Origin of the sequence: Massilia sp. ZL223, assembly GCF_018119395.1 — a bacterium.
Taxonomy (GTDB): domain Bacteria; phylum Pseudomonadota; class Gammaproteobacteria; order Burkholderiales; family Burkholderiaceae_D; genus Telluria.
On record NZ_JAGPWD010000004.1, the window covers coordinates 170,937 to 193,610 of the forward strand.

At 63.4% G+C, this 22,674-nt stretch carries 29 protein-coding genes and 1 tRNA gene; 18 read left to right on the forward strand and 12 right to left on the reverse strand.

Annotated features, from left to right (window positions below; genetic code table 11):
• Positions 1-244: 244 nt before the first annotated feature.
• From KBW95_RS04740 to KBW95_RS04780, 9 genes are all read left to right on the forward strand, one after another.
• Positions 245-586: an ATP synthase subunit I gene (locus tag KBW95_RS04740; RefSeq protein WP_211527615.1), complete on the forward strand. Its 342-nt coding sequence runs from the start codon at positions 245-247 to the stop codon at positions 584-586.
• Positions 586-1,419, forward strand: a complete 834-nt coding sequence (gene atpB, locus KBW95_RS04745) for a F0F1 ATP synthase subunit A (protein WP_211523031.1) — start codon at positions 586-588, stop codon at positions 1,417-1,419. Before KBW95_RS04740 ends, atpB begins: the two co-directional genes overlap by 1 nt.
• 87 nt (positions 1,420-1,506) lie before the next feature.
• The gene (gene atpE / locus KBW95_RS04750) at positions 1,507-1,749 is read left to right on the forward strand and encodes a F0F1 ATP synthase subunit C (RefSeq protein WP_211523032.1); all 243 of its coding nucleotides are present in this window, start codon (positions 1,507-1,509) and stop codon (positions 1,747-1,749) included.
• A gap of 77 nt (positions 1,750-1,826) precedes the next feature.
• Positions 1,827-2,297: a F0F1 ATP synthase subunit B gene (locus KBW95_RS04755; RefSeq protein ID WP_211523033.1), complete on the forward strand. Its 471-nt coding sequence runs from the start codon at positions 1,827-1,829 to the stop codon at positions 2,295-2,297.
• Between the two features lie 2 nt (positions 2,298-2,299).
• Positions 2,300-2,833: a F0F1 ATP synthase subunit delta gene (locus KBW95_RS04760; protein ID WP_211527616.1), complete on the forward strand. Its 534-nt coding sequence runs from the start codon at positions 2,300-2,302 to the stop codon at positions 2,831-2,833.
• A gap of 68 nt (positions 2,834-2,901) precedes the next feature.
• Complete coding sequence (gene atpA, locus KBW95_RS04765) at positions 2,902-4,443, forward strand: F0F1 ATP synthase subunit alpha (protein ID WP_211523035.1); 1,542 nt, start codon at positions 2,902-2,904, stop codon at positions 4,441-4,443.
• A 56-nt stretch (positions 4,444-4,499) separates the two neighbouring features.
• Positions 4,500-5,375: a F0F1 ATP synthase subunit gamma gene (gene atpG, locus KBW95_RS04770; RefSeq protein ID WP_211523036.1), complete on the forward strand. Its 876-nt coding sequence runs from the start codon at positions 4,500-4,502 to the stop codon at positions 5,373-5,375.
• A 44-nt stretch (positions 5,376-5,419) separates the two neighbouring features.
• Complete coding sequence (gene atpD, locus KBW95_RS04775) at positions 5,420-6,823, forward strand: F0F1 ATP synthase subunit beta (protein WP_211523037.1); 1,404 nt, start codon at positions 5,420-5,422, stop codon at positions 6,821-6,823.
• 27 nt (positions 6,824-6,850) lie between these two features.
• Entirely contained in the window at positions 6,851-7,273 is a 423-nt protein-coding gene (locus KBW95_RS04780) for a F0F1 ATP synthase subunit epsilon (protein WP_211523038.1), read from the forward strand.
• Between the two features lie 249 nt (positions 7,274-7,522).
• Here the strand turns inward: KBW95_RS04780 and KBW95_RS04785 are convergent, their stop codons facing one another.
• On the reverse strand, positions 7,523-7,708 hold the full coding sequence (locus tag KBW95_RS04785) for a hypothetical protein (RefSeq protein WP_211523039.1): 186 nt from the start codon (positions 7,706-7,708) through the stop codon (positions 7,523-7,525).
• A gap of 67 nt (positions 7,709-7,775) precedes the next feature.
• Entirely contained in the window at positions 7,776-7,979 is a 204-nt protein-coding gene (locus KBW95_RS04790; protein ID WP_211523040.1) for a hypothetical protein, read from the reverse strand.
• 336 nt (positions 7,980-8,315) lie between these two features.
• On the opposite strand from KBW95_RS04790, the gene KBW95_RS04795 reads away from it, so the two are divergent.
• Together KBW95_RS04795 and KBW95_RS04800 are read left to right on the forward strand one after the other, a co-directional pair.
• On the forward strand, positions 8,316-8,675 hold the full coding sequence (locus tag KBW95_RS04795) for a hypothetical protein (protein WP_211527617.1): 360 nt from the start codon (positions 8,316-8,318) through the stop codon (positions 8,673-8,675).
• Between the two features lie 154 nt (positions 8,676-8,829).
• Complete coding sequence (locus tag KBW95_RS04800; RefSeq protein ID WP_211527618.1) at positions 8,830-10,509, forward strand: serine hydrolase; 1,680 nt, start codon at positions 8,830-8,832, stop codon at positions 10,507-10,509.
• 26 nt (positions 10,510-10,535) lie between these two features.
• On the opposite strand, the gene KBW95_RS04805 is transcribed toward KBW95_RS04800, so the two are convergent.
• Positions 10,536-11,153 (reverse strand): peptidoglycan recognition family protein, encoded by a 618-nt coding sequence (locus KBW95_RS04805; protein ID WP_211523043.1) that lies wholly within the window; start codon positions 11,151-11,153, stop codon positions 10,536-10,538.
• Between the two features lie 113 nt (positions 11,154-11,266).
• Between KBW95_RS04805 and KBW95_RS04810 the strand changes: the two genes are divergently transcribed.
• Positions 11,267-11,689 carry a CoA-binding protein gene (locus tag KBW95_RS04810; RefSeq protein ID WP_211523044.1) on the forward strand — a complete coding sequence of 141 codons (423 nt, stop codon included), beginning with the start codon at positions 11,267-11,269 and terminating at the stop codon, positions 11,687-11,689.
• Positions 11,690-11,751: 62 nt separating this feature from the next.
• The gene (locus KBW95_RS04815) at positions 11,752-12,339 is read left to right on the forward strand and encodes a glutathione peroxidase (RefSeq protein WP_211527619.1); all 588 of its coding nucleotides are present in this window, start codon (positions 11,752-11,754) and stop codon (positions 12,337-12,339) included.
• Here the strand turns inward: KBW95_RS04815 and pabB are convergent.
• From pabB to argB, 5 genes are all read right to left on the reverse strand, one after another.
• Positions 12,336-14,171, reverse strand: coding sequence for an aminodeoxychorismate synthase component I (gene pabB / locus KBW95_RS04820; protein WP_211527620.1), 1,836 nt, complete (start codon positions 14,169-14,171; stop codon positions 12,336-12,338). The two genes, KBW95_RS04815 and pabB, sit on opposite strands and share 4 nt — an antisense overlap.
• Before the next feature lie 3 nt (positions 14,172-14,174).
• Positions 14,175-14,753, reverse strand: coding sequence for a nucleoid occlusion factor SlmA (gene slmA, locus KBW95_RS04825; protein ID WP_211523048.1), 579 nt, complete (start codon positions 14,751-14,753; stop codon positions 14,175-14,177).
• A 26-nt stretch (positions 14,754-14,779) separates the two neighbouring features.
• On the reverse strand, positions 14,780-15,511 hold the full coding sequence (locus KBW95_RS04830; RefSeq protein ID WP_211523049.1) for a pyrimidine 5'-nucleotidase: 732 nt from the start codon (positions 15,509-15,511) through the stop codon (positions 14,780-14,782).
• Positions 15,512-15,607: 96 nt separating this feature from the next.
• A tRNA-Thr gene (locus KBW95_RS04835) sits at positions 15,608-15,682 on the reverse strand.
• A 35-nt stretch (positions 15,683-15,717) separates the two neighbouring features.
• Positions 15,718-16,647: an acetylglutamate kinase gene (gene argB / locus KBW95_RS04840; protein WP_211523050.1), complete on the reverse strand. Its 930-nt coding sequence runs from the start codon at positions 16,645-16,647 to the stop codon at positions 15,718-15,720.
• A 180-nt stretch (positions 16,648-16,827) separates the two neighbouring features.
• On the opposite strand from argB, the gene KBW95_RS04845 reads away from it, so the two are divergent.
• Positions 16,828-17,019: a cysteine-rich CWC family protein gene (locus KBW95_RS04845; RefSeq protein ID WP_211523051.1), complete on the forward strand. Its 192-nt coding sequence runs from the start codon at positions 16,828-16,830 to the stop codon at positions 17,017-17,019.
• Here KBW95_RS04845 and KBW95_RS04850 read toward each other — a convergent pair.
• The gene (locus KBW95_RS04850; RefSeq protein WP_211527621.1) at positions 17,016-18,035 is read right to left on the reverse strand and encodes a PHB depolymerase family esterase; all 1,020 of its coding nucleotides are present in this window, start codon (positions 18,033-18,035) and stop codon (positions 17,016-17,018) included. The genes KBW95_RS04845 and KBW95_RS04850 overlap by 4 nt on opposite strands.
• Before the next feature lie 124 nt (positions 18,036-18,159).
• Here KBW95_RS04850 and KBW95_RS04855 point away from each other — a divergent pair, with 124 nt between their 5' ends.
• Positions 18,160-18,597 carry a thioesterase family protein gene (locus KBW95_RS04855; RefSeq protein WP_211523053.1) on the forward strand — a complete coding sequence of 146 codons (438 nt, stop codon included), beginning with the start codon at positions 18,160-18,162 and terminating at the stop codon, positions 18,595-18,597.
• On the opposite strand, the gene KBW95_RS04860 is transcribed toward KBW95_RS04855, so the two are convergent.
• On the reverse strand, positions 18,576-19,049 hold the full coding sequence (locus KBW95_RS04860) for a hypothetical protein (RefSeq protein ID WP_211523054.1): 474 nt from the start codon (positions 19,047-19,049) through the stop codon (positions 18,576-18,578). The genes KBW95_RS04855 and KBW95_RS04860 overlap by 22 nt on opposite strands.
• A gap of 119 nt (positions 19,050-19,168) precedes the next feature.
• Here KBW95_RS04860 and KBW95_RS04865 point away from each other — a divergent pair, with 119 nt between their 5' ends.
• The 3 genes from KBW95_RS04865 (at position 19,169) to KBW95_RS04875 (ending at position 21,306) form a co-directional block, all read left to right on the forward strand.
• Entirely contained in the window at positions 19,169-19,363 is a 195-nt protein-coding gene (locus KBW95_RS04865) for a DUF1289 domain-containing protein (RefSeq protein ID WP_211523055.1), read from the forward strand.
• Between the two features lies 1 nt (position 19,364).
• Positions 19,365-20,270: an MBL fold metallo-hydrolase gene (locus tag KBW95_RS04870; RefSeq protein WP_211523056.1), complete on the forward strand. Its 906-nt coding sequence runs from the start codon at positions 19,365-19,367 to the stop codon at positions 20,268-20,270.
• Between the two features lie 82 nt (positions 20,271-20,352).
• Positions 20,353-21,306: a nitronate monooxygenase family protein gene (locus tag KBW95_RS04875; RefSeq protein ID WP_211523057.1), complete on the forward strand. Its 954-nt coding sequence runs from the start codon at positions 20,353-20,355 to the stop codon at positions 21,304-21,306.
• Positions 21,307-21,458: 152 nt separating this feature from the next.
• Here the strand turns inward: KBW95_RS04875 and KBW95_RS04880 are convergent, their stop codons facing one another.
• On the reverse strand, positions 21,459-22,043 hold the full coding sequence (locus KBW95_RS04880; protein ID WP_211523058.1) for a hypoxanthine-guanine phosphoribosyltransferase: 585 nt from the start codon (positions 22,041-22,043) through the stop codon (positions 21,459-21,461).
• Positions 22,044-22,137: 94 nt separating this feature from the next.
• Positions 22,138-22,503 (reverse strand): MmcQ/YjbR family DNA-binding protein, encoded by a 366-nt coding sequence (locus KBW95_RS04885; RefSeq protein WP_211523059.1) that lies wholly within the window; start codon positions 22,501-22,503, stop codon positions 22,138-22,140.
• Between the last annotated feature and the right edge of the window lie 171 nt (positions 22,504-22,674).

Genomic DNA, 22,674 nt, shown 5'->3' on the forward strand with positions numbered 1-22,674 from the left:
CCCTGCCGCATCCCCTTACCAAGCGGTAAATTGTTAACTCGGCAGTCAACAGCAGTCTTTACTTAAGTAACTGAAAAGATTGCACAATCTCCCATTCAGACGTGACAGTTTCGCCATCTATACGTCTCAGTTATAACTTGCGAATCGTTTGACTCACGTCCGTATAACCACTTATAATCCCGCTGATTCATGTAATTACCACATCGCAAATCGTCCACATGCGCGGGCGCGAAACTAGAAAAAAATGCTGCGCATCGTTTCCCTGCAGTTGATCGCAACGGTAGTCGCCGGCCTCATCGCCGCACTGCTGGGGGGATGGCCTGCGATGTTTTCGGCAGTACTGGGCGGTTTGTGTTGTGTCGTGCCCAACGGAATTATGGCGGTACGCCTGTTTGCCGCATCAACGAAAGCGGGAGGGGCAAACCCCTTCACGTTTTTCATCTGGGAATTTATAAAGATTGCAATGACGCTGGCGCTCCTGGGCGTAACGGCGTGGCTGTACCGCGATCTGAACTGGCTGGCCCTGATGGGCGGGTTCATCGTGGCACTGAAAAGTTACATATTCTTATTATTTAGGCAACGATAATGGCGAATCCAACCGAAGGCGCAGCACACGCGCCCACCGCTTCAGAATACATCCGGCACCACCTCGGCTTCCTGTCGAACCACCATCAGGAAAGCCCGATCGACTTCTCGATCCTGCACTACGACACCATCTTCTGGTCGGTGCTGATGGGCGTCATCGGCTCGCTGCTGATGTGGATGGCGGCGCGCCGCGCCACCTCGGGCGTGCCGGGCCGCTTCCAGGCCGCTGTCGAGATGGTCGTCGAGATGGTCGAAGACCAGTCGAAGTCGATCGTCCACGGCGACCGCAGCTTCATCGCTCCGCTGGCGCTGACCGTGTTCGTCTGGGTCGCCCTGATGAACTCGCTGGACTTCCTGCCTGTCGACATGTTCGCCAAAGGCTTCGAATGGCTGGGTCTGACCCATGTCTTCCCGTACCACCGCGTGGTTCCGACCGCCGACATCAACGGCACCATGGGCATTGCCCTGGGCGTGCTGGTCCTGATGATCTACTACGGCATCAAGATCAAGGGCCTGGGCGGCTGGCTCCACGAACTGTTCGCAGCACCGTTCGGCATCGCCATGGCGCCGTTCAACCTGCTCCTGAACGTCATCGAATACGCAGCAAAAATGGTGTCGCTGGCAATGCGACTGTTCGGCAACATGTTCGCCGGCGAGCTGCTGTTCCTATTGATCGCTTTGCTTGGCTCGACCTTCACCGTCTTCGGTATCGTCGGTCATGTGATCGCAGGCTCGATCTGGGCGATCTTCCACATCCTGATCGTGTTCCTGCAGGCATTCATCTTCATGATGCTGACGCTGGTGTATCTCGGTCAGGCCCATGAAGGCCACTGATCGGCGCCGCAAGCATCGAACAAGATAGTGGTTGTAACGAAGTTGTAGTTTTTAATCTAGTTTTTAAATTAACTTTTTGGAGTAATCATGACTGACGTTTCTTTTGTTGCACTGGCTTGCGGTTTGATCATCGGCCTCGGCGCTATCGGCGCATGTATCGGTATCGCTCTGATGGGCGGTAAGTACCTGGAAGCCTCGGCACGTCAGCCTGAACTGATGAACACCCTGCAGACCAAGATGTTCCTGCTGGCTGGCCTGATCGACGCGGCATTCCTGATCGGCGTTGGTATCGCAATGATGTTCGCATTCGCCAACCCGTTCACCGGCTAAGACCTGGCGGCTTGAAGTCTTGAAGGGCCGAACCAACTCTGGTTCGGCATCCGTGTTTCTGTAAGAAGGAAAATACCGTGAACATCAACGCAACGTTGTTTGTCCAGTTCGGGGTCTTTTTCATCCTGGCGCTGTTCACCATGAAGTTCGTGTGGCCGCCACTGATGAAAGCGCTGGACGAGCGCGCCGAAAGGATCGCGAATGGTCTGGCAGCAGCCGATCGTGGCAAGGCCGACCTGGCCGCCGCCGAGAAGCGCGTGCAGACCGAACTGGCTGGCGCCCGTGACGAAGTCCAGAAGCGCATTGCCGACGCTGAAAAGCGTGCTGCCCAGATCATCGACGCAGCCAAGCAGACCGCTACCGAAGAAGCCGCCCGTATCGTCGCCGCCGCCAAGGCCGACGCCGAGCAGCAAGTGACCCGTGCCCGCGAAGAACTGCGCGGCCAGGTGGCGACCCTCGCCGTCCAGGGCGCCGAGCAGATCCTGAAGCGTGAAGTGAACGCAGCGGCCCACGCCGACCTGCTGTCGAAACTGTCGACCGAGCTCTGATCATGGCAGAACTCGCAACCGTCGCCCGCCCCTACGCCGAAGCGCTGTTCCGTGTCGCCCAATCCGGCGACATGGCCGCGTGGTCGGCCGTCGCTTCGGAACTCGGCCAGATCGGCGCGAATTCCGAAGTGCAGGCCTTCGCCAGCAACCCGAACCTCACCCACGCACAGCTGGCGGACACGATTGCGTCCCTGGTCAAGTCGCCGCTGAACGCTGAAGCGAAGAACTTTATCGCGATGCTGGCTGAAAACGGCCGCATCGCCCTGCTGCCCGAGATCAGCACCCAGTTTGCTGCCCTGAAGAACGCGAGCGAAGGTGCTGCCGACGCCACGATCTACAGCGCCTTCGAGATCTCGGCTGACCAGCTCTCGCAGCTGGTTGCTACGCTGGAAAAGAAATTTGGCCGCAAGCTGAACCCAACGGTAACAGTGGATCCTTCGCTGATCGGTGGTGTGCGCGTGGTCGTTGGTGACGAAGTGCTCGATACCTCGGTACGCGCCAAGCTGCAACAGATGCATGTTGCGCTGGTGTCGTAAGAACATCGCACTCGCCGGCGTCCCGCCCTTGCCCTACGCATCAAAAAACATTATTGGAGTTAGCAAGCATGCAACTTAACCCATCTGAAATCAGCGAACTGATCAAGAGCCGGATCCAGGGCCTCGAAGCATCCGCTGATGTTCGCAATCAAGGCACGGTGATCTCCGTCGCCGACGGTATCTGCCGCATCCATGGTCTGTCGGACGTGATGCAGGGCGAGATGCTGGAATTCCCCGGCAACACCTTCGGTCTGGCGATGAACCTCGAGCGTGACTCGGTCGGCGCCGTGATCCTGGGTGCTTACGAGCACATCTCGGAAGGCGACACCGTCAAGACCACCGGCCGCATCCTGGAAGTGCCGATCGGTCCGGAACTGCGTGGCCGCGTCGTCAACGCACTGGGCCAGCCGATCGACGGCAAGGGTCCGATCAACACCGCCCTGACCGCGCCGATCGAAAAGATCGCTCCGGGCGTGATCGCCCGTGAATCCGTCTCGCAGCCGATGCAGACCGGCATCAAGTCGATCGACGCGATGGTGCCGATCGGCCGTGGCCAGCGTGAGCTGATCATTGGCGACCGCCAGACCGGTAAATCGGCTGTCGCAGTCGACGCGATCATCAACCAGAAGGGCCAGGGCGTCACCTGCGTGTACGTCGCAATCGGCCAGAAGGCATCGACCATCAAGAACATCGTCCGCTCGCTGGAACAGCACGGCGCGATGGAGTACACCATCGTTGTCGCCGCGTCCGCTTCGGAATCGGCTGCGATGCAGTACATCTCGGCCTACTCGGGCTGCGCGATGGGCGAATACTTCCGCGACCGCGGCGAAGACGCGCTGATCGTGTACGACGACCTGTCGAAGCAAGCTGTCGCATACCGCCAGATCTCCCTGCTGCTGCGCCGTCCGCCGGGCCGCGAAGCTTATCCGGGCGACGTGTTCTACCTGCACAGCCGCCTGCTCGAGCGCGCAGCGCGCGTGAACGCCGACTACGTCGAGAAGTTCACCAACGGCGCCGTCACCGGCAAGACCGGTTCGCTGACCGCACTGCCGATCATCGAAACCCAGGCAGGCGACGTCTCGGCCTTCGTGCCGACCAACGTGATTTCGATTACCGACGGCCAGATCTTCCTGGAGACCTCGCTGTTCAACGCCGGCATCCGTCCTGCGATCAACGCCGGTATCTCGGTGTCGCGCGTCGGTGGCGCAGCCCAGACCAAGGTCATCAAGGGCCTGTCGGGCGGTATCCGTACCGACCTGGCGCAGTACCGTGAACTGGCTGCGTTCGCGCAGTTCGCATCGGACCTGGACGAATCGACCCGCAAGCAGCTGGACCGTGGCGCCCGCGTCACCGAACTGCTGAAGCAGCCGCAGTTCTCGCCGCTGTCGACCTCGCTGATGGCCGCATCGCTGTTCGCCGTCAACAAAGGCTACCTGGACGACATCGAAGTCAAGAAAGTGCTGCCGTTCGAGCACGGTCTGCACAACTTCCTGAAGTCGAGCCACGCTGCGCTGCTGTCGAAGATCGACGAAACCAAGCAACTGGACAAGGACGGCGAAGCTGCGCTGGCCGCCGCCATTGCTGATTTCAAGAAATCCGGCGCATATTAATCGACGAGCCGGCGCCGTGTAAGCACGGCGCCGGTGCGCGGAAGGAGTAAGGACTCATGGCAGTAGGCAAAGAGATTCGTGGCAAGATCAAGAGCGTAGAGAATACGAAGAAGATCACCAAGGCGATGGAAATGGTCGCCGCATCGAAAATGCGCAAGGCGCAGGATCGCATGCGCGCCGCCCGTCCCTATAGTGACAAGGTTCGTAACATCACCGCCAATCTTGCCGGCGCAAACCCGGAATACACGCACCCGTTCATGGCGCATGCCAAGGACGTGCAGGCGAAGGCCGTGGGTTTCATCGTCGTCACGACCGACAAGGGTCTGTGCGGCGGCATGAACACCAACGTGCTGCGCCAGGTGACGCAAAAAGCGCGCGAGATGGAACAGGCGGGCAACAAGGTCGAAGCGGTTGCCATCGGCAACAAGGGCCTTGGCTTCCTGAACCGCATGGGCATGAAGGTCGTCTCGCAGGTGACCCAGATCGGCGATACGCCGCATCTGGACAAGCTGATCGGACCGGTCAAAGTGATGCTGGACGCGTATCAGGAAGGCAAGCTCGACGCTGTCTACCTGTGCTACACCAAGTTCATCAACACGATGAAGCAGGAGCCGATGGTCGAGCAGCTGCTCCCGCTGCCGGCGAAGCACCTGGAAAAGGATGCCGGCGGTATCAGCTGGGACTACATCTACGAACCGGAAGCGCAAGTCGTCATCGACGAGCTGCTGGTGCGTTATGTCGAGGCGCTGGTGTACCAGGCCGTGGCCGAGAACCTGGCGTCCGAGCAATCGGCGCGCATGGTGGCGATGAAGGCAGCGAGCGACAACGCCGGTAGTGTCATCAGCGACCTGAAGCTGGTCTACAACAAGACCCGCCAGGCAGCGATTACCAAAGAACTCTCCGAGATCGTTTCCGGCGCAGCAGCCGTTTAACCGATCACGTAAAAGAAATTAACTATATATCTGAAGGAACGAAAATGGCTGATGGCAAAATCGTTCAGTGTATCGGCGCCGTGGTCGACGTGGAATTCCCGCGTAACGCCATGCCGAAAGTGTACGACGCACTGAAAATGGAAGGTTCGGAACTGACTCTGGAAGTCCAGCAGCAGCTGGGCGACGGCATCGTCCGTACCATTGCACTGGGCAGCTCGGAAGGCCTGCGTCGCGGCATGATCATCCAGAACACCGGCAACCCGATCATGGTTCCGGTCGGCACCCCGACCCTGGGCCGCATCATGGACGTGCTGGGCAACCCGATCGACGAATGCGGTCCGGTCAGCCACGAGCGCATGGCATCGATCCACCGCGATGCGCCTGCCTACGACGAGCTGTCGCCGTCGACCGACCTGCTGGAAACCGGCATCAAGGTGATCGACCTGGTCTGCCCGTTCGCCAAAGGCGGCAAGGTCGGCCTGTTCGGCGGCGCCGGCGTCGGCAAGACCGTCAACATGATGGAACTGATCAACAACATCGCGAAGGCGCACTCGGGTCTGTCCGTGTTCGCCGGCGTGGGTGAGCGTACCCGTGAAGGTAACGACTTCTACCACGAGATGGCGGACGCCAAGGTCGTCGACCTGGAAAACCCGACCAACTCGAAAGTGGCGATGGTCTACGGCCAGATGAACGAACCGCCGGGCAACCGTCTGCGCGTCGCGCTGACCGGCCTGACCATGGCGGAAGCTTTCCGTGATGAAGGCAAGGACGTTCTGTTCTTCGTCGACAACATCTACCGCTACACCCTGGCCGGTACCGAAGTGTCGGCACTGCTGGGCCGTATGCCGTCGGCGGTGGGCTACCAGCCGACCCTGGCCGAAGAAATGGGCCGCCTGCAAGAGCGTATTACCTCGACCAAGACCGGCTCGATCACCTCGATCCAGGCCGTGTACGTCCCTGCGGACGACTTGACCGACCCGTCGCCTGCTACCACCTTCGCCCACCTGGACTCGACCGTCGTTCTGTCGCGTGACATCGCTTCGCTGGGTATCTACCCGGCAGTGGACCCGCTGGACTCGACCTCGCGCCAGCTGGACCCGCTGGTCGTCGGTGAAGAGCACTACAACACCGCGCGCGCCGTGCAGGGCACCCTGCAGCGCTACAAGGAACTGCGCGACATCATCGCGATTCTGGGCATGGACGAACTGGCGCCGGAAGACAAGCTGGTCGTCGCACGCGCTCGTAAGATGCAGCGTTTCCTGTCGCAGCCGTTCCACGTCGCTGAAGTGTTCACCGGCTCGCCGGGCAAGTACGTTTCGCTGAAGGACACGATCAAGGGCTTCAAGATGATCGCTTCGGGCGAACTGGACCATCTGCCGGAGCAGGCCTTCTACATGGTCGGCACCATCGAGGAAGCGATCGAAAAGGCCAAGAAACTGGCTGCTTAAGCCGGATTCTTTACCTGAAGGACAGACATGGCAAACACTATTCAAGTGGACGTGGTCTCGGCCGAAGAGCAGATCTTCTCCGGCCAGGCTGAATTCGTCGCGTTGCCGGGTGAAGCGGGCGAGCTGGGTATCTACCCGAAGCACACCCCGCTGATCACGCGCATCAGGCCGGGTGCTGTGCGAATCCAGGTGGCCGGTGGTGGCGAAGAGTTCGTCTTCGTCGCCGGCGGTATCCTCGAAGTGCAGCCGAACGGCGTGACCGTGCTGGCCGACACCGCGATTCGCGGTAGCGACCTGGACGAAGCGAAGGCGATCGAGGCCAAGAAGCAGGCCGAAGAGCTGATGCTGAACAAGGAATCGAAGATCGACTACGCGAAAGCCCAGGCCGAAATGGCCGCGGCGATCGCGCAGCTCGCGGCGATCCAGAAGCTGCGTTCGAAGGGCCGTTAAGCTCTTTCGTGCAGCATCGAGAAAAGGCAGCCCCATGGGCTGCCTTTTTTATTGGCGTCCACGCCCTTCATGATAGTCGTCCTGGCGCCAGCGCCAGTCGAGGAAAACATCAGGAGGCAATGCGGCAGTCCTGCTCTCGGCGGGACAAAGAGCCATCTCGAACGGATGACGGGGAAAAGATACTGCCGCGTCGCAAACCAGCGCTACGCGGCCAATTCAAATAGATCTATCGCTGGGATACCAGCGTAATTAACCTCTTTTTTCGTCTTTTTTCTTGCGGCTGAAATAAGCCAGCATAAAAAAGAAAAAGATGGCGGTAGAAACCGCGATCGAATCGATTGCGAGGGAATTATTCGTTAATGTCCGATAAAGGAATGGGAAAACAATTGCGTAAATAACCGCCGCGATCAGCGCTTGTACATATTTATTCTGCATACCTGTTCCTTTCAATATGGAGCGGCCACGCGGACCGCTCCATACTAATATAGCCTACGGCGGGCTATTACGAGAAGCTGATTTTCAGGCCGCCGGCGATGCCGCCGCCGATTGCGCCCAGGCCAGCGCCTGCGAAGCCGCCCAGCGAGCCGCCGATGGCGCCGCCGATGGCGCCGGCAGTTGCACCGCCCCAGTCCCAGTCCACGGTCACGGTGAAGGAAATGGCTGCGCCGTTAACGCTATTGATCTCGTCAAAAGTCAGTTCTTGCATTTTATTGTAAGTCTCCAAATTACCCGGCGCGTTATTGCAGCCGGTGAAATCATTCTACTGTGAGAGATTTATTCAATGAGAGTAAGATACGTATCGCAATCAATTTTATTCATGGAGGATTATTGACCGCTCCTTCACTTATTTATTCTAAATGCGAATGAATATTCGCCAATAAATGGATTCCTTTCCGAGAGTCTGGGAATAAGATCTACTGTTGGTTGCGCCGGCTGTTTTCAGGGTCGAAGCTGACCTACTGTTACCGCGCGCACGTTGAGGCAGCGTGTTTCAGCGTAGGATGGGCCAGTGCCGGTCCGGGCACGCCACCTCCGAGTCGACATGGACAAGCACCCACCGCATCGCGAACAACAGCAAACGCCGCAAGATGTGTCGTTTGGCCGCACGCTGTACCGCTTCCTCTTCTTCGACTGGCTGTTCCGCGACGTGAACGCCGCGCGCAACCTGTTCGAACGCCATGCCGCGCGTGAGCACAACCATCGCATGAGCCGCTACCTGCCCGTCTACATGCGCCGCTGGTCGGTGCTGGCGGCCTGCGACTTCACCCTCGGCTTCCTGTTCGAACGGGTGATGCAGGCGACCGTGCTGTCGGCATGGTTCTTCACCTGGTCGTGCGTGACCGTGACCGGCATCGCCCTGATGACGGTGATGTGGCTCCTCCTCGCCGCCAAACTGCCCTGAGGTAGCAGGATCGCGCCTGCCGGCGGCCAGCCGGCCGTCCCGTGAATCCGACCACTCGACCCACCGGAACGACCGTTTATCCGGCCGCGATTGCCGCTGCCCGCCCGGGCGTCCTACATTGATCGCTCAACAACATAAAGAAAGGGATCCGACCATGCTGCTCCGTACCGCCATCTGCGCCGCCGTGCTCCTGCTATGCCAGCCGCACGCCGCCTTCGCCCAGGATGCTTCCGCCCCCGCCGCGGGCGTGCAGGACCTGGCCGGCCGCATCGACGGGGTCATCGCGCCCCACTTCAAGGCCGACGCTCCCGGCGGCACGGTCGTCGTGGTCAAGGACGGCAAGACCGTATTGCGCAAGGCCTACGGCATGGCCGACGTGGGCAAGGGCGCCAGGATGACGCCGGACATGGCGCTGCGCCTCGGCTCGATCACCAAGCAGTTCACCGCGGCCGGCATCCTGATGCTGGCGGAAGAGGGCAAGCTCTCGGTCGACGACGACATCACGAAGTACCTGCCGGACTATCCCACCCAGGGCAAGAAGATCACCATCGAACACCTGCTGACCCACACCTCGGGCATCGTCAGCTACACCAGCCAGCCGGGATTCAGGGCCCGCATGACCCAGGACCTCAGCGTGGCGCAGATGATCGACTCCTTCAAGAACGAGCCGCTGGAATTCGAGCCGGGCAGCCGCTACCGCTACAACAACTCGGGCTACTTCCTGCTCGGCGCGATCATCGAAAAGATCTCCGGCCAGCCCTATGCGAAATTCGTCGAGCAGCGCATCTTCGTGCCGCTGGGGATGACGCATACCGCCTACGAAGGCTTCGAGCGCAGCAAGGACCCGACCGCCGCCGGCCATACCGCGGCCGAGAATGGCTACGCGCCGCCGATCCGGGTCAGCATGAGCCAGCCTTACGCGGCCGGTGCGCTGGTGTCCACCGTGGACGACCTGGCGCGCTGGGATGCCGCCATCGGCAGTGGCAAGCTGCTCAAGCCGGCCAGCTGGAACAAAGCCTTCACCTCCTACCGCCTGAGCGACGGCAAGGAAACCAACTACGGCTATGGCTGGGAAGTGACGCAGCTGCAGGGCGTCCCCGCGATCGGGCACGGCGGCGGCATCCCCGGCTTTTCGACCTATGCGATGCGGGTGCCGGAACAGAAGCTCTACGTGGCGGTCCTGACCAACAGCGACAGCGGCCCGGTGAATCCGGGCATGGTGGCGCGCAAGGCGGCCGGCGTCGCCATCGGCAAGCCCTATCGCGACTTCAAGGAAGTGGCTCTCGAGCCGGCGGCGCTGGACGCCTTCAACGGCAGCTACGAAGTCGAGAAAGGCGTGCAGCGCGTGTTCCGCCGCGACGGCGACAAGCTGGTGATGCAGCGCACCGGCCGTCCTCCGGTCACGGTGAAGGCCTTCTCGCCGAACGGCTTCTTCCTTCCCAATTCCCTGGAGTACTTCGAGTTCGCGCGCGACGACAAGGGCCGGGTGACCCAGGTGACCCAGCACTACGACGGCGGCGTCCTGGTCCAGCCGCGCACCGGCGACGCCCCGGCGCCGCGCGAGGCGGTCAGGATCGCCAGCACGGCCTTCGACAGCCGCGCGGGTCGCTACGAGCTGCGCCCGGGCTTCGTGATGGAGCTGACGCGCGAAGGCGACCGCTACTTCGCGCAGGCGACCGGGCAGCGCAAGCTCGAGATCTTCGCGGCCAGGGACGACGTGTTCTTCTCGCGCGAGGTCGATGCCGAGATCGCGTTCGCCAAGGGCGAGGGGGATGCGCCGGTGCTGGTGCTGAAGCAGGGTGGCCGCGAGCTGCGCGGCGCACGGCTGCAGTAAGCGCTAACTGCTGGCTGGAGGGCGGCTCAGCGCGGCGCGCGTGCCTGCTCTCCCGCCAGCCTCAAGGCCACCTTGTGGCGGAAATAATCTTCCTTCACATAGCGGTACAAATTCGCTCCCGGGCACACGGTCTTGTCCGAGTAGTCCCGGTGGCTGCGGATTTCGTCCAGCGGCACCCCGTACTTCGCCGCCAGCATCGCCATCACATCGACGACCGCATCGAGCTGGCGCTGGTTCGGTTCCACTTCCTCGAAATTGCCGACCACCTCGATCAGGGCGTGCCCGGCCGGGTCGTACTCGGTATTGGTGTCGCCCGCGAATCCGATGGGACGCGCCTCGTACACCCGTCCTTCCAGATCGATCACGTAGTGGTAGGGAATGTCGATCCAGCCCTTGGTGGTGCGCGACCAGGTCTGCAGCCGGCGCAGGTAGGCTTGCGGATCGGTACCCGGCAGGAAGGGTTCGCCCTGGTGGTGCAGCGTGATCTGCGTGATCCGATGAGGACGCGCCTTGGCCGCATCCGCCGGGGTACCGCCCCAGGCGGCCACGGGAACGATGGCGCGTTCGACGCCGGCCAGCGGCTGCTGGGCATGGGCAGGGGCAGCCAGGACGGCGGCAAGAAAGGAGAGGGCGAACAGGCGCATGGGACGGCTCGATCGGGGACGAATCCGCATCTTTTCACGTTTGCGCGCGCCACGCCAGCGCTGATGCAAACCTGATAAGCTAACAGCGAACCCTGAACTACTCCGCATCCACCATGAGAAGCATTGCCCAGATCCTCAACGACAGCAAGACCATCGCCATCGTCGGCCTGTCGAACAAACCCGACCGCGCGAGCTACGGCGTCGCCGAATACCTGAAGGGCCACGGCTACCAGGTCATCCCGGTCAACCCGAGCTACGCGGGCCAGACGATTCTCGACGAGACGGTCTACGCCACCTTGCAGGAAGCCGCCGATTCCCTGGCCGCCAACGGCCAGCGCATCGATATCGTCGATTGCTTCCGCAAGTCCGAAGACATCCCGCCGATCGCGCGCGACGCCATCGCCGTGCGCGCCGGCTGCCTGTGGATGCAGCTCGACATCGAGAACCAGGCCGCCGCCGACCTGGCGCGCGCCGCCGGACTGGACGTGGTCATGAACCACTGCATCAAGATCGAGCACCGCAGCCTCCAGGCCTGAGTCCAGCCGTGCGCAAGGTGCTGCGTTACAATCGTGGCACCTTTCTTTGTGGGACCTCCACCATGACCAAGATCCTTGCCTTCGCGTTGGCCGCCCTGGCGGCCGCCAGCGTCACCCAGCCGGTGCGCGCGCAGACCGCCGCGGCGCCGCTGAGCGTCCGTCCGGCGAGCTGCCCGGCCGTCCTCAAGCACAACTTCAAGCGCCTGCAGGACGAGGCGCCGCAGGACCTGTGCCAGTACGCCGGCAAGGTGGTCCTGGTGGTGAACACCGCCAGCTACTGCGGCTTCACCAAGCAGTACGAAGGCCTGGAGAAGCTGCACGCCAAGTACGGCGGCCGCGGTCTCGTGGTGCTGGGCTTCCCGTCGAACGACTTCGGCAAGCAGGAACCGGGCAGCGCCAAGGAGATCGCCGACTTCTGCTTCAACACCTATGGCGTGAAATTCCCGATGTTCGCCAAGAGCGTCGTCTCGGGTCCGGAAGCCAATCCGCTGCACGCCGAACTGGCCAGGATCACCGGCAAGGAACCGAAGTGGAACTTCACCAAGTACCTGATCGGCCGCGACGGCAAGGTGCTCGAGCATTTCCCGAGCAAGGTCGCGCCGGAAGATCCTCAACTGGTCGGCAAGATCGAGCAGGCGCTGGCTAACTAAGTCACAATCACGGCGCGCAGCGGGCCGCGCAAGGCATTGCACACGACGACGTCGTCGGCCTGCTCCAGCATCTCGCGCGTGATCACGCGCTCGCTCGCCTGCCAGGCGGGCGCCGCCAGCATCACGCCGCGCATCACGCCCGGCAGCAGGCCCGAGGACAGGGGAGGGGTGAACCATGCCTCGCCGAAGCGCACGAACACGTTGCTGCGCCCGCCTTCCGTCAATTCCCCACGCTCGTTGAAGAACAGCATATCGAAGGCGCCTTGCGCCTCGGCCGCCTTCCAGCCCGCGTCGTAGCGGCTGCGGATGCTGGTCTTGTGGCGCAGGAAGATGTCGCTTGATTGCGTCGGCTCGGACGCCAGCACGACCATGACGGGTTCGTGCAGTTCGCTGATCGCACCGGATTGCAATTGCAAGCCCCTGGCGTGCGAGTTCGACAGGCGCATGCGGTGCAGCTGCCCATGCGGCAGGGCCAGGCAAGCCTCGACCAGCATGCGCCGCGCCTCCTCGCGCTCGAAAGGCAGGCCGAACCAGGCGCAGGAGCCGGCGATGCGGTCCAGGTGCTGCTCCAGGTGGCGCGGCCCGTCGTCCCAGGACGCGCGCAGGGTTTCGAAGATCTCGAATTCGTTGTGCAGCCCGGTCAGGAAGCGCGCCTTCAATTGGCACTCGGCGAATTCGGATTGCGGATCGCTGTCGTAGACGATGCCGGCGCCCACACCCAGCTCGCCCTTTCTGGCCCCACCTTGTGCGCCATTTTCCGGCGCCTGCAAGGCCAGCGTGCGGATCGGCACCGACAGGCAGAAGTCGCCAAAAGGACGGCCATGGCCATCCCGCGGCGGATCGAACCAGCCGATGGCGCCCGTGTAGATGCCGCGCGCATCCGGTTCCAGTTCGTGGATGATTTCCATCGTGCGCCGCTTGGGCGCGCCCGTGATCGATCCGCAGGGGTAGAGGGCCGCGAACAGTTCAAGCAGGCTGGCGTCCTCGCGCACGCGCGCCTGCACCGTGGACGTCATCTGCAGCACGGCGCCATAGCGCTTCACCTCGAACAGGGCCGGCACCTGCACGCTGCCGGTCTGCGCCACGCGCCCCAGGTCGTTGCGCAGCAGGTCGACGATCATCAGGTTCTCGGCGCGGTTCTTGGTGTCCTGCGCCAGCGCCTTCGCGCGCTCCTCGTCGACCGCCGGGTCGCCGCTGGCGGGCGCCGTGCCTTTCATCGGCCGCGCCAGCAGGGTGCCAGCCTCGTGGCGCACGAACAGCTCGGGCGAGAAGGACAGCACCGCGCCGCCGTCCGGCAGGGCGATCAGCGCGCCGTAGGGCACCGGCTGGCGTGCGCGCAGGCGGGTGTACAGTCCCATCAGCGGGCCGAAGGCGTCGAAACGCAGGCGGTAGGTGTAGTTGACCTGGTAGGTGTCGCCGGCCGCGATGTAGTCGCGGATCCGGTTGATCGCATCGGTGAAGCTGGCTTCGTCGACGTTGGCCTGGATGCCGGCCACGCCGGCCGCTTCCTGGCCGGCGCTGCGGGTCGCCAGCCAGGCCTCGACCTGGGGCGCCGTCATGCGTTCGCAGTGCGAGAACAGCAGCACCTGCGCCAGCGGCCCGTCCAGCGGCCTGGCGGGCAATCCCTGCAGGTGCGCGCCCAGCTCGTAGCTCAGGAGCGGGACCGCGTACAGGCCGTTGTTAAGGGCTTGCTGGAGCTGATCGAGCAGTTGCGGCCACCCCGCGGCGTCTTCGCAGCGCAAGCTGCCCGCGTGGCCGTTGTACAGCCGTGAGCCCGCCTCCTGCGTGGCGCTGGCGTCGTCCAGCAGCGCGAAGACTTCCGGGGTGTCCATGTTTTATGCGGCGAGCAGCAGCGACAGCTGCAAGGTGGTGCCTTCCGCCGGATTCTGCTTGAAGCCGCTCTTGGCGAAACGGTGCCAGCGGCCGGTCACATAGCTCACCAGGAGGCCGGCGCGCGCGGCGACATCGGCTTCCTGGCCGTGGCCCTGGGTGACGGCCACGCGCAGCGCCTGCTTGAAGGCCAGCTCGATCTTGTCGTAGAACTGGTTCATGCGCGCCTGCAGGCGCTCGTCTTCGCCCACCAGCGCGTCGCCGATCAGCACGCGCGTCATGCCCGGATTGCTGGCGGCGAAGCCGAGCAGCATCTGCAGGATGGCGTGGGCCTGCTCGACGCCGCCTTCCTCGCGCTCGCTGATCTGGTTGATCAGGCCGAACACGGTGGACTCGATGAATTCGATCAGGCCCTCGTACATTTGCGCCTTGCTGGCGAAATGGCGGTACAGCGCCGCTTCCGACACCGACAGGCGCGCCGCCAGGGCCGCCGTGGTGATCTTTTCTCCCTTCGGCTGCTCGAGCATCGAGGCCAGGGCCTGGAGGATTTGCAGCTTGCGCTGGCCTGGCTTGGTGCTTGCCATGGATTCCCTAGTGATTGTTGTGATGTTTAGCGCAACCGGTGCAGGCGTGCAGGAAGTTGCCGTACGGATTTTACTTTGACATCGACGTAACCGGGGCGTTTCAGGGTCCGCGGCAGCGGCGCGCGGCCAATCGGATCGCTCATGCGCAGGTATTGGGTGACCCAGACCGTGCGCAGGCCCAGCTGGCTGGCGCTTTTCAGGTTGGCCAGGGTGTCCTCGACCAGCACGCAGCGTTGCGCGGCCACGCCATGGCGGCGCAGCAGGCGGCGCAGCATCAGCTTCGAGGGCTTGGGACGCAGCTGGCCATGCACGTGCATGTTCTCGATCGCGATGTGATGGCTGAAGTGATTGTGCAGCTTCAGGCGGCGCACGATCTCGGTCGAATAGCGGGTCGGCGCATTGGTGAGCAGGATCTTGCGGCCCGGCAGGCGGCGCAGCAGGCGCCCGAGACCGCGCTCGGCGCGCATCATGCGGTCCAGCGGGCCGATGTCGTGGGTCTCGTGCAGGAAGTCGGCGGCGCGCACCTTGTGGTGGCGGATCATGCCGAGCAGGGTGGCGCCATAGCGCTTCCAGTAGCCCAGTCGGGCGGCATCGACGGCCGCCTGGTTAGCGGGCATGCCGTTCTCGCCCAGTACGCGGGCGATATAGATGTTCATATTGGCGCTGATCGCCGGGAAGATGGCGTACGAGGCGTCGTGCAGCGTGTTGTCCAGGTCAAACAGCCAGACCGGCGCGCGGAGGGTCGTCGAAGTAGCCACGATGTCAGCATGAAGCAGGATGGTTGCAACATGCGATTATAGCCATCCGGACGCGACTGCGCAGCGGGACAGATAAACGATGAGGGAAAGAAGAGATGGTGCCCTTGACGTGGATTGAACACGTGGCCTCTCCCTTACCAAGGGAGTGCTCTACCACTGAGCTACAAGGGCTGGTAGAAATTCGCGGCTTTTTCTGCCGCGAATGTTTAGTGCGACCGGATCATAGTGCCAAAAGCCTGTTCCGTCAAGACTTCGAGCAGCAAACTGTGTTCGATACGGCCGTCGATGATGTGCACGGTATTGACGCCCGACTTCGCCGCGTCCAGCGCCGACGAGATTTTCGGCAGCATGCCGCCCGAAATCGTGCCGTCCGCGAACATCTCGTCGATCTCGCGCGCCGACAGGTCGGTGACCAGCTTGCCGTTCTTGTCCTGCACGCCGGCGATGTTGGTCATCATGATCAGCTTTTCGGCTTTCAGGATCTCGGCGATCTTGCCGGCGACGACGTCGGCGTTGATGTTGTAGGCCTGGCCGTCCTGGCCGAAACCGATCGGCGAAATGATCGGGATGAAGGCGTCGTCCTGCAGCGCCTTGACCACGGCCGGGTTGATCGCTTCGATCTCGCCGACGAAGCCGATGTCGAGGAACTCGCCCGGCTTGTCCTTGTCCGGCATCGCCATGCGGCGTGCGCGGATCAGGCCGCCGTCCTTGCCGGTCAGGCCCACGGCCTGGCCGCCGTAGTGGTTAATCAGCATCACGATGTCCTGCTGGACTTCGCCGCCCAGCACCCACTCGACCACTTCCATGGTCTCTTCGTCGGTGATGCGCATGCCCTGCACGAAGGTGCCCTGCTTGCCGATCTTCTTCAGCGCGTTGTCGATCTGCGGACCGCCGCCGTGTACCACGACCGGATTCATGCCGACCAGCTTGAGCAGGATGACGTCGCGCGCGAAGCCGTGCTTCAGGCGCTCGTCGGTCATGGCGTTGCCGCCGTATTTGATGACGATGGTCTTGCCGTGGAAATTACGGATGTACGGAAGCGCTTCGGCCAGAATTTGCGCCTTGATCTGAGGCGAGACCTTGGTCAGGTCACTGGTCTGGTCGTCGGTCTTCAAGCTGGTCAGATGAGCGTTCATGGAGGGTCCGAAAATAATGTCGCGAGATTTTACAGGCAAAAGCCGTGCAATTAGCGTAAAACTTGTGCAGATTATAGGGCGTCTTGTTGTATTTTATGGCAGTCCGCTCCAGAGGCTCGCCACCGTGAATCCAGGTCTTTTCAAAAAATCAAGTGTTTTGTCCGTTGCAGGGGCAGCGCGATGAGCGTCTGCACCCGCTGCGGCGCCGAATTCGGCTGCGCCATGGCCGACGGCGCGGCCGAGCCTTGCTGGTGCACCGCGCTGCCGCCCGCCGTCCCTGTTCCGCAGGAAGCCGCGGGCTGCTGGTGCCCGGCCTGCCTGCGCGCCCACATCGAGGCTGTCAGCCTGGCGCGCGAGCGTCAGGCCGGCTAGCGCCGGGTGCGGAAGAAGCGCAGCATTTCGCGGCTCGCGTCCGGTCCCCTGCCATCCGTATAGCTGCCGAGCGCATTTCCGCCGAACCAGGCATGGCCGGCGCCGTGCACCACCCAGTGCTCGGCGTGCACGGTGCCGTCGTGATGGCGGTGCACGGTGCGCGTATAGGCATGGCCGTCCGGCACCCGCCCCGGTTCCACCGCCGGCCGCCGCGGCAGGCCGCGCGCGACCTGGGCCACCAGTTCCTCGCCGTTCGACGGATGCACGGTCGTGTCCTGGTCGCCGTGGAAGACGATGATCGGCAGCGAACGGTCCGGAGCCTGGCTCCGGCGGAATTCTCCCTTCATCGCCGCCAGCGCCGAGGGCAGGTCGCTGGCCGAGGCGAAAGGCAGGCCCGAGTGCACGCCGACCGCCGCGTACAGCTCGGGATAGAGCGTGCCCATGATGGTCGCCATCGCGCCGCCGGCCGACAGGCCCGCCACGTAGACCTGGGAGGCATCGACCGCATGGCGCGCCATGACGGCGTTCGTCATCCCGGCGATGATCGAGGGCTCCCCCTGGCCGCGCTGCTGGTCGATCTCGTTGAACCAGTTCCAGCAGCGCGAGGGATTGGCCTGCTTGCTCTGGGCCGGGTAGAGCACCAGGAAGGCCATCTCTTCGGCCAGTGCGTTCATGCCGGTGCCCTTGGCGAAATCCTCCGGATCCTGGGTACAGCCGTGCAGCATCACCAGCAGCGCTACCGGTTCCCCCGTGTAGCTGCTCGGCACGTACAGCTTGTAGTCGCGGCTGCCGGCCTCGTTGGCATAGCTGCCGTCGACGAACTTGCCCGGCAGTATATCCCGGCCCAGGAAGGGCGCAGGCATCGTCACCGCCATGTCGCGCATTGCCGCGCGCTGCATGGCGGTCGCATTCTTCATCGCCTCTTGAATCACGGCGCCCGTTCCTGCTGGTCCCTTGCGCATCAGTGTGCGGGTTGCGGCGCGCACCTGGGCAAGCAATCTCCTGTTCAGTTTCATGAGCTCTCCTTGTGCGGTGCATGAGATCAATCTCGGCCCGCAGGCTTACACGAACCTTTCAGGGTGTTGCCGGACGGCCCAAGCGAATCAGGCGCATCCCTCGTGCTTGCGTTACTCTAGGAACATGAATCCCAGCTTCCAACCTGGCCATCGCTTCGAATGGCAGTACACCGTGCCCGAGCGCGCTACCGTGCCCGAGCTTTACCACGATACCTTGTTTTGCAGAGAGATGCCGGACGTGTTGGCCACGGGCTATTTGGTCGGCATGATGGAACTTGCCTGCCTGCACGGGATGATGCCCTTCGTCGACTGGCCGCGTGAGCAGAGCCTGGGCACGATGGTGAGTTTCCAGCACCTGGCGCCGACGCCGCCCGGCATGACGCTCACCATTCGCGGCGAAGTGCTGGAAGTCGAGGGACGGCGCGTGCGCTTCCGGGTCGAGGCCTGGGACGAGGTGGAAAAGGTGTGCGAAGGCACGCACGAGCGCTGCCTGATCGATACCGAACGCTTCGCGCAGAAGATGAAACTCAAGCAGGCCGCCTACGAGCAGCCTTCCACGTAATCGACCGAGGGCTTGAGGCCGGCGCGGACCCGCTTGAGCTTGTTCTTGCTGGTTTCGAAGATCAGCGACTTGCCTGTCCCTTTGCGCAGGATGAGGTATTTGCCATGCTCATCGTATTTGTGCGGCTCGACGCGGGCATGGGGATGGCGGCGCAGCACTTCTTCCGGCTGCATGGCTGCCGTCACACCTGCGCTGTTGGGCACGATGGTCCTGGCGTCGGCGCGCGTGATGCGGCCTTGCTCGACCATGAAGCTGACGCGTGGATAGCGCTTGAAGCGCACGATCGAGCAGGCGGGATCGCGCGGCCTGAGCGTGGCGCGCTGGCCGAGGCGCTTCTCGGCCGTGGCCAGGCGGTCGCCGAAGCGGATCTTGCCGTAGCCGTCGGGACTGAGTGTTTGTGCATTGGCCGTGGCGCAGGTGAAGAGGGCGGCGAGCAGAAAACGCAGAGGCATCGGAAGACCTTTCTGAGGCGTCGGGAAAACCAGTATAAAGCCGCGCCCGGCGAATCCGGCAGCCGCCGTCCGGACGCGCGATAATGCGGCTTCATCCTATTCGCTTTCATTCCCAGCGCATGAACCAAGATTTGCCTAGTCCCGTCCCTTCGCCCTGCATCAACGTGTGCCAGATGGCGCCCGACACCGGCCTGTGCCGCGGCTGCCTGCGCACCATCGACGAAATCGTCGCCTGGGGCACGGCCAGCGAGGACACCAAGCGCGCCGTGTGGGCCGAGATCCGGCGCCGCGAAGCCGAGATCAAGTGGGACTGACGTGAACCTGCCGCCCGCCATCCGCATCCTGGAGCGTGGCTGGCTCTCGTCCAATAGCGTCCTCCTGCTCGGGCCGGAGGACGCGGCGCTGATCGACAGCGGCTATGCGACCCACGCCGGGCAGACCCTGGCGCTGGTGCGTGCTGCGCTCGATGGCCGCCCGCTTGACCTTCTGCTCAACACCCACCTGCATTCCGACCATTGTGGCGGCAATGCGCTGCTGCGCGCCGAACTCGGCTGTGAGGTCGCGATTCCCGCACTCGAGGCCGCCAAGGTCGCCGCCTGGGACGAGGACGCGCTCAGCTTCCGCGCCACCGGCCAGCAGTGCCCGCGCTTCGCTTTCGACGCCACGCTGGCGCCGGGAGACAGCCTGGTCCTGGCCGGCCTGCGCTGGGACGTGCTGGCCGCGCCCGGCCACGATCCCCATGCGTTGTTGTTTTTTTGTGCACAGGACGGCGTGCTGGTGGCCGGGGATGCTTTATGGGAAGATGGGTTCGGCGTGATCTTTCCCGAGCTGGCGGGCGAACCCGGCTTCGACGAGGTGGGCGCGACCCTCGACCTGATCGCCGGCCTGGATGCGCGGGTGCTCATTCCCGGCCATGGCGCGGCCTTCACGGATGTGGCGGGCGCGCTGGCGCGGGCAAGGAAACGGCTCGACTACCTGCGCGCCGACCCGCTGCGCAATGCGCGCAACGCGGTCAAGGTGCTGCTCAAGTTCCTGCTGCTGGAGCGGCAGGCGATTTCCTTGGGGGCGCTGCCGGCCTTGCTGGCGTCCATTCCGCTGGTCGAGCGCGTGCGGCAGGAACAATTCGGCATGCCGCCCGAGGAATTGGCCCGCTGGGCCGCCGGGGCGCTGGTGCGCGCCGAGGCGGCGCGCGTGGACGAGGGCATGCTGCGCGACGTTTAGAGTCGAAGTTCTAGCACGGTCGTTCTTTTTTCGCGGCTATAATGCCTGAGGATTCCGATCAACCGACCACCGAGAGCCATCCATGACGATGCCCCCCGTGCTGCAAAACCTGTCCCTTCCCGTCATCGCCTCGCCGATGTTCATCGCCAGCGGCCCCGCGCTGGTGGCGGCCCAGTGCAAGGCCGGCATCGTCGGCTCCTTCCCGGCGCTCAACGCGCGCCCGGCCGAGCTGCTCGACACCTGGCTGACGGACCTGCAGCGCGAGCTGGCCGATTACCAGGAAGCGAACCCGGGCGCCAGGGTCGGCCCGATCGCGGTCAACCAGATCGTGCACCAGTCGAACGACCGCCTGGCGCATGACGTCGAGGTGTGCGTGAAGCACCAGGTGCCGATCATCATCTCCTCGCTGCGCGCGCCGCCGAAGGAGATGCTGGACGCGGTGCACAGCTACGGCGGCATCGTGCTGCACGACGTGGTGTCGATCCGCCACGCCGAGAAGGCGCTGGAAGCGGGCGTGGACGGCCTGATCCTGGTCGCGGCCGGCGCCGGCGGCCACGCGGGCGCGCTGTCGCCGTTCGCGCTGGTGGGCGAGGTGCGCAAGTTCTTCAATGGTCCGGTGGCGCTGTCGGGCTCGATCGCGACCGGCGATGCGATCCTGGCCGCGCAGGCGATGGGCGCGGACTTCGCGTACATCGGTTCGCGCTGGCTGGCGACCAGGGAGTCGAACGTCACCGACGCCTACCGTGAGGCGATCGTCACCTCGAGCGCGGCGGATGTGGTGTACACCAACCTGTTCACGGGCGTGCACGGCAACTACCTGAAGAAGTCGATCGTGGCGGCGGGGCTGGATCCGGAGAACCTGCCGGAATCGGACAAGAGCAAGATGAGCTTCGGCTCGGGCAGCGCCAAGGCCTGGCGCGATATCTGGGGCGCGGGGCAGGGCGTGGGCTTAATGGACGACGTGCCGACCGTCGCGGAGATGGTGGAGCGCTTGAAGAGGGAATACATGGCTGCGCGGGCGCGGCTGGCGCTGTAAGCCAACAACCTCTAGCCTCAAAACCGTCATTCCTGCCACTGGCAGCAATGACTCCCGGCGAAGGCCGGGATCCAAGTCCGTTGCGCAGCCACTGAGCATGCAAGACTTGGGTCCCGGCCTTCGCCGGGACGACGTTTACGCGCAGCGGGTTTTTATCCGGGCTGCTTGAGGTCTTCCTGCCGGATAATCCACAGCCCCGGCAGATTCCTCCAATACCCGTAGACATCCATCCCGAACCCCACGACAAAATCGTTCGGCACCGTCAGCCCCACCAGGTCCGCCTGGATCGGCTTCTTGCGCCCCAGGTCCTTGTCGGCGAACACCGCCACGATCACCTCGGCCGCGCCCATGTCGAGCAGGCGCTGCTTCACGTGGGCCAGGGTCTCGCCTTCGTCGAGGATGTCGTCGACCACCACGATGGTGCGGCCGGCCACGTTCTGGCGCGGGATCACCTTCCACACGATCTGCCCGCCCCTGTCCTCGTCGCCGTAGCGGCTCACGTGGATGTAGTCGAACTCGAGCGGGAAGTCGAGCTGGGGCAGCAGGTGGCCGGTGAATACCACCGCGCCGCCCATCACGCCCAGCACCAGCGGGAAGGCGGGATCGCCATCCTTGCCGAAGCGTTCGTTGAGCCGGTCGGCGACATGCCGCACTGCGGCCTGGACTTGTTCCGCATTGACGATCTCGCGCGCATTGGCCAGCAGCGCACGCGCGCGCTCGTCATGGAACTCTGGCATAGGGATTTCTTGCATGGTCATACAGGTCTAGTGGTGGCCGGGCCATTATGCGCCAAGCCCGGCGGAGGCGGTGTTCCGCTTGGAACAGGTCCGGTCAGGAGGCGTTATTGCGCAGTTCGTTAATCTCTTGCTGCAGCTTGCGCGTCAGCTTGGCGAACACCAGCTCGTAGGAACGGCGCAGCAGCGCGGCCGCTTCCCCGTCATCCATCGAGGCGTCGCCCGCCACATACACCCACTTGTGGCGCGCCAGGTAGGGCGCGGGAATGATCCCCGGACGGTCGGTCAGTTCCAGGAAGCGGTCGTCTTCGACCTTGAAGCTGAAACCCTCGGCGGGCGAGCTGGCATTGGTGGCGGCGAACATCTTGCCGCCGACCGAGAACACGATGTCGTGGTCCCACTTGATGTCCTCGGTACAGCCGGGGAAGCTCCGGCATACGTCCTTGGCCGCTTCGAAATCCATGTGCGTCTCCTGTTGCTGCCGGCGTCATGGCGCCAGTCTCGTGATGGTTTGAGCCATCATCTTAACCCCTCGCGGCCGGATTCCAAGGATTTTGATGTCTTGGCGCAATAATCCGTCGCGCCACGTTCCGGGAATTGCGGCGTATCATACGTGCTTGGAAAACAACCCGAT

Bases quoted from the DNA above. Each gene is read 5' to 3' on its own strand.
- pabB (WP_211527620.1), bottom strand. From the start codon at position 14,171: ATGGACACCCCGGAAGTCTTCGCGCTGCTGGACGACGCCAGCGCCACG.
- atpG (WP_211523036.1), top strand. From the start codon at position 4,500: ATGGCAGTAGGCAAAGAGATTCGTGGCAAGATCAAGAGCGTAGAGAAT.
- KBW95_RS04785 (WP_211523039.1), bottom strand. From the start codon at position 7,708: ATGCAGAATAAATATGTACAAGCGCTGATCGCGGCGGTTATTTACGCA.
- KBW95_RS04790 (WP_211523040.1), bottom strand. From the start codon at position 7,979: ATGCAAGAACTGACTTTTGACGAGATCAATAGCGTTAACGGCGCAGCC.
- KBW95_RS04880 (WP_211523058.1), bottom strand. From the start codon at position 22,043: ATGCCAGAGTTCCATGACGAGCGCGCGCGTGCGCTGCTGGCCAATGCG.
- KBW95_RS04800 (WP_211527618.1), top strand. From the start codon at position 8,830: ATGCTGCTCCGTACCGCCATCTGCGCCGCCGTGCTCCTGCTATGCCAG.
- slmA (WP_211523048.1), bottom strand. From the start codon at position 14,753: ATGGCAAGCACCAAGCCAGGCCAGCGCAAGCTGCAAATCCTCCAGGCC.
- atpE (WP_211523032.1), top strand. From the start codon at position 1,507: ATGACTGACGTTTCTTTTGTTGCACTGGCTTGCGGTTTGATCATCGGC.
- KBW95_RS04740 (WP_211527615.1), top strand. From the start codon at position 245: ATGCTGCGCATCGTTTCCCTGCAGTTGATCGCAACGGTAGTCGCCGGC.
- KBW95_RS04780 (WP_211523038.1), top strand. From the start codon at position 6,851: ATGGCAAACACTATTCAAGTGGACGTGGTCTCGGCCGAAGAGCAGATC.
- KBW95_RS04795 (WP_211527617.1), top strand. From the start codon at position 8,316: ATGGACAAGCACCCACCGCATCGCGAACAACAGCAAACGCCGCAAGAT.
- argB (WP_211523050.1), bottom strand. From the start codon at position 16,647: ATGAACGCTCATCTGACCAGCTTGAAGACCGACGACCAGACCAGTGAC.
- KBW95_RS04885 (WP_211523059.1), bottom strand. From the start codon at position 22,503: ATGGATTTCGAAGCGGCCAAGGACGTATGCCGGAGCTTCCCCGGCTGT.
- KBW95_RS04845 (WP_211523051.1), top strand. From the start codon at position 16,828: ATGAGCGTCTGCACCCGCTGCGGCGCCGAATTCGGCTGCGCCATGGCC.
- KBW95_RS04810 (WP_211523044.1), top strand. From the start codon at position 11,267: ATGAGAAGCATTGCCCAGATCCTCAACGACAGCAAGACCATCGCCATC.
- atpD (WP_211523037.1), top strand. From the start codon at position 5,420: ATGGCTGATGGCAAAATCGTTCAGTGTATCGGCGCCGTGGTCGACGTG.
- KBW95_RS04850 (WP_211527621.1), bottom strand. From the start codon at position 18,035: ATGAAACTGAACAGGAGATTGCTTGCCCAGGTGCGCGCCGCAACCCGC.
- KBW95_RS04865 (WP_211523055.1), top strand. From the start codon at position 19,169: ATGAACCAAGATTTGCCTAGTCCCGTCCCTTCGCCCTGCATCAACGTG.
- KBW95_RS04805 (WP_211523043.1), bottom strand. From the start codon at position 11,153: ATGCGCCTGTTCGCCCTCTCCTTTCTTGCCGCCGTCCTGGCTGCCCCT.
- atpA (WP_211523035.1), top strand. From the start codon at position 2,902: ATGCAACTTAACCCATCTGAAATCAGCGAACTGATCAAGAGCCGGATC.
- KBW95_RS04860 (WP_211523054.1), bottom strand. From the start codon at position 19,049: ATGCCTCTGCGTTTTCTGCTCGCCGCCCTCTTCACCTGCGCCACGGCC.
- atpB (WP_211523031.1), top strand. From the start codon at position 586: ATGGCGAATCCAACCGAAGGCGCAGCACACGCGCCCACCGCTTCAGAA.
- KBW95_RS04855 (WP_211523053.1), top strand. From the start codon at position 18,160: ATGAATCCCAGCTTCCAACCTGGCCATCGCTTCGAATGGCAGTACACC.
- KBW95_RS04815 (WP_211527619.1), top strand. From the start codon at position 11,752: ATGACCAAGATCCTTGCCTTCGCGTTGGCCGCCCTGGCGGCCGCCAGC.
- KBW95_RS04875 (WP_211523057.1), top strand. From the start codon at position 20,353: ATGACGATGCCCCCCGTGCTGCAAAACCTGTCCCTTCCCGTCATCGCC.
- KBW95_RS04760 (WP_211527616.1), top strand. From the start codon at position 2,300: ATGGCAGAACTCGCAACCGTCGCCCGCCCCTACGCCGAAGCGCTGTTC.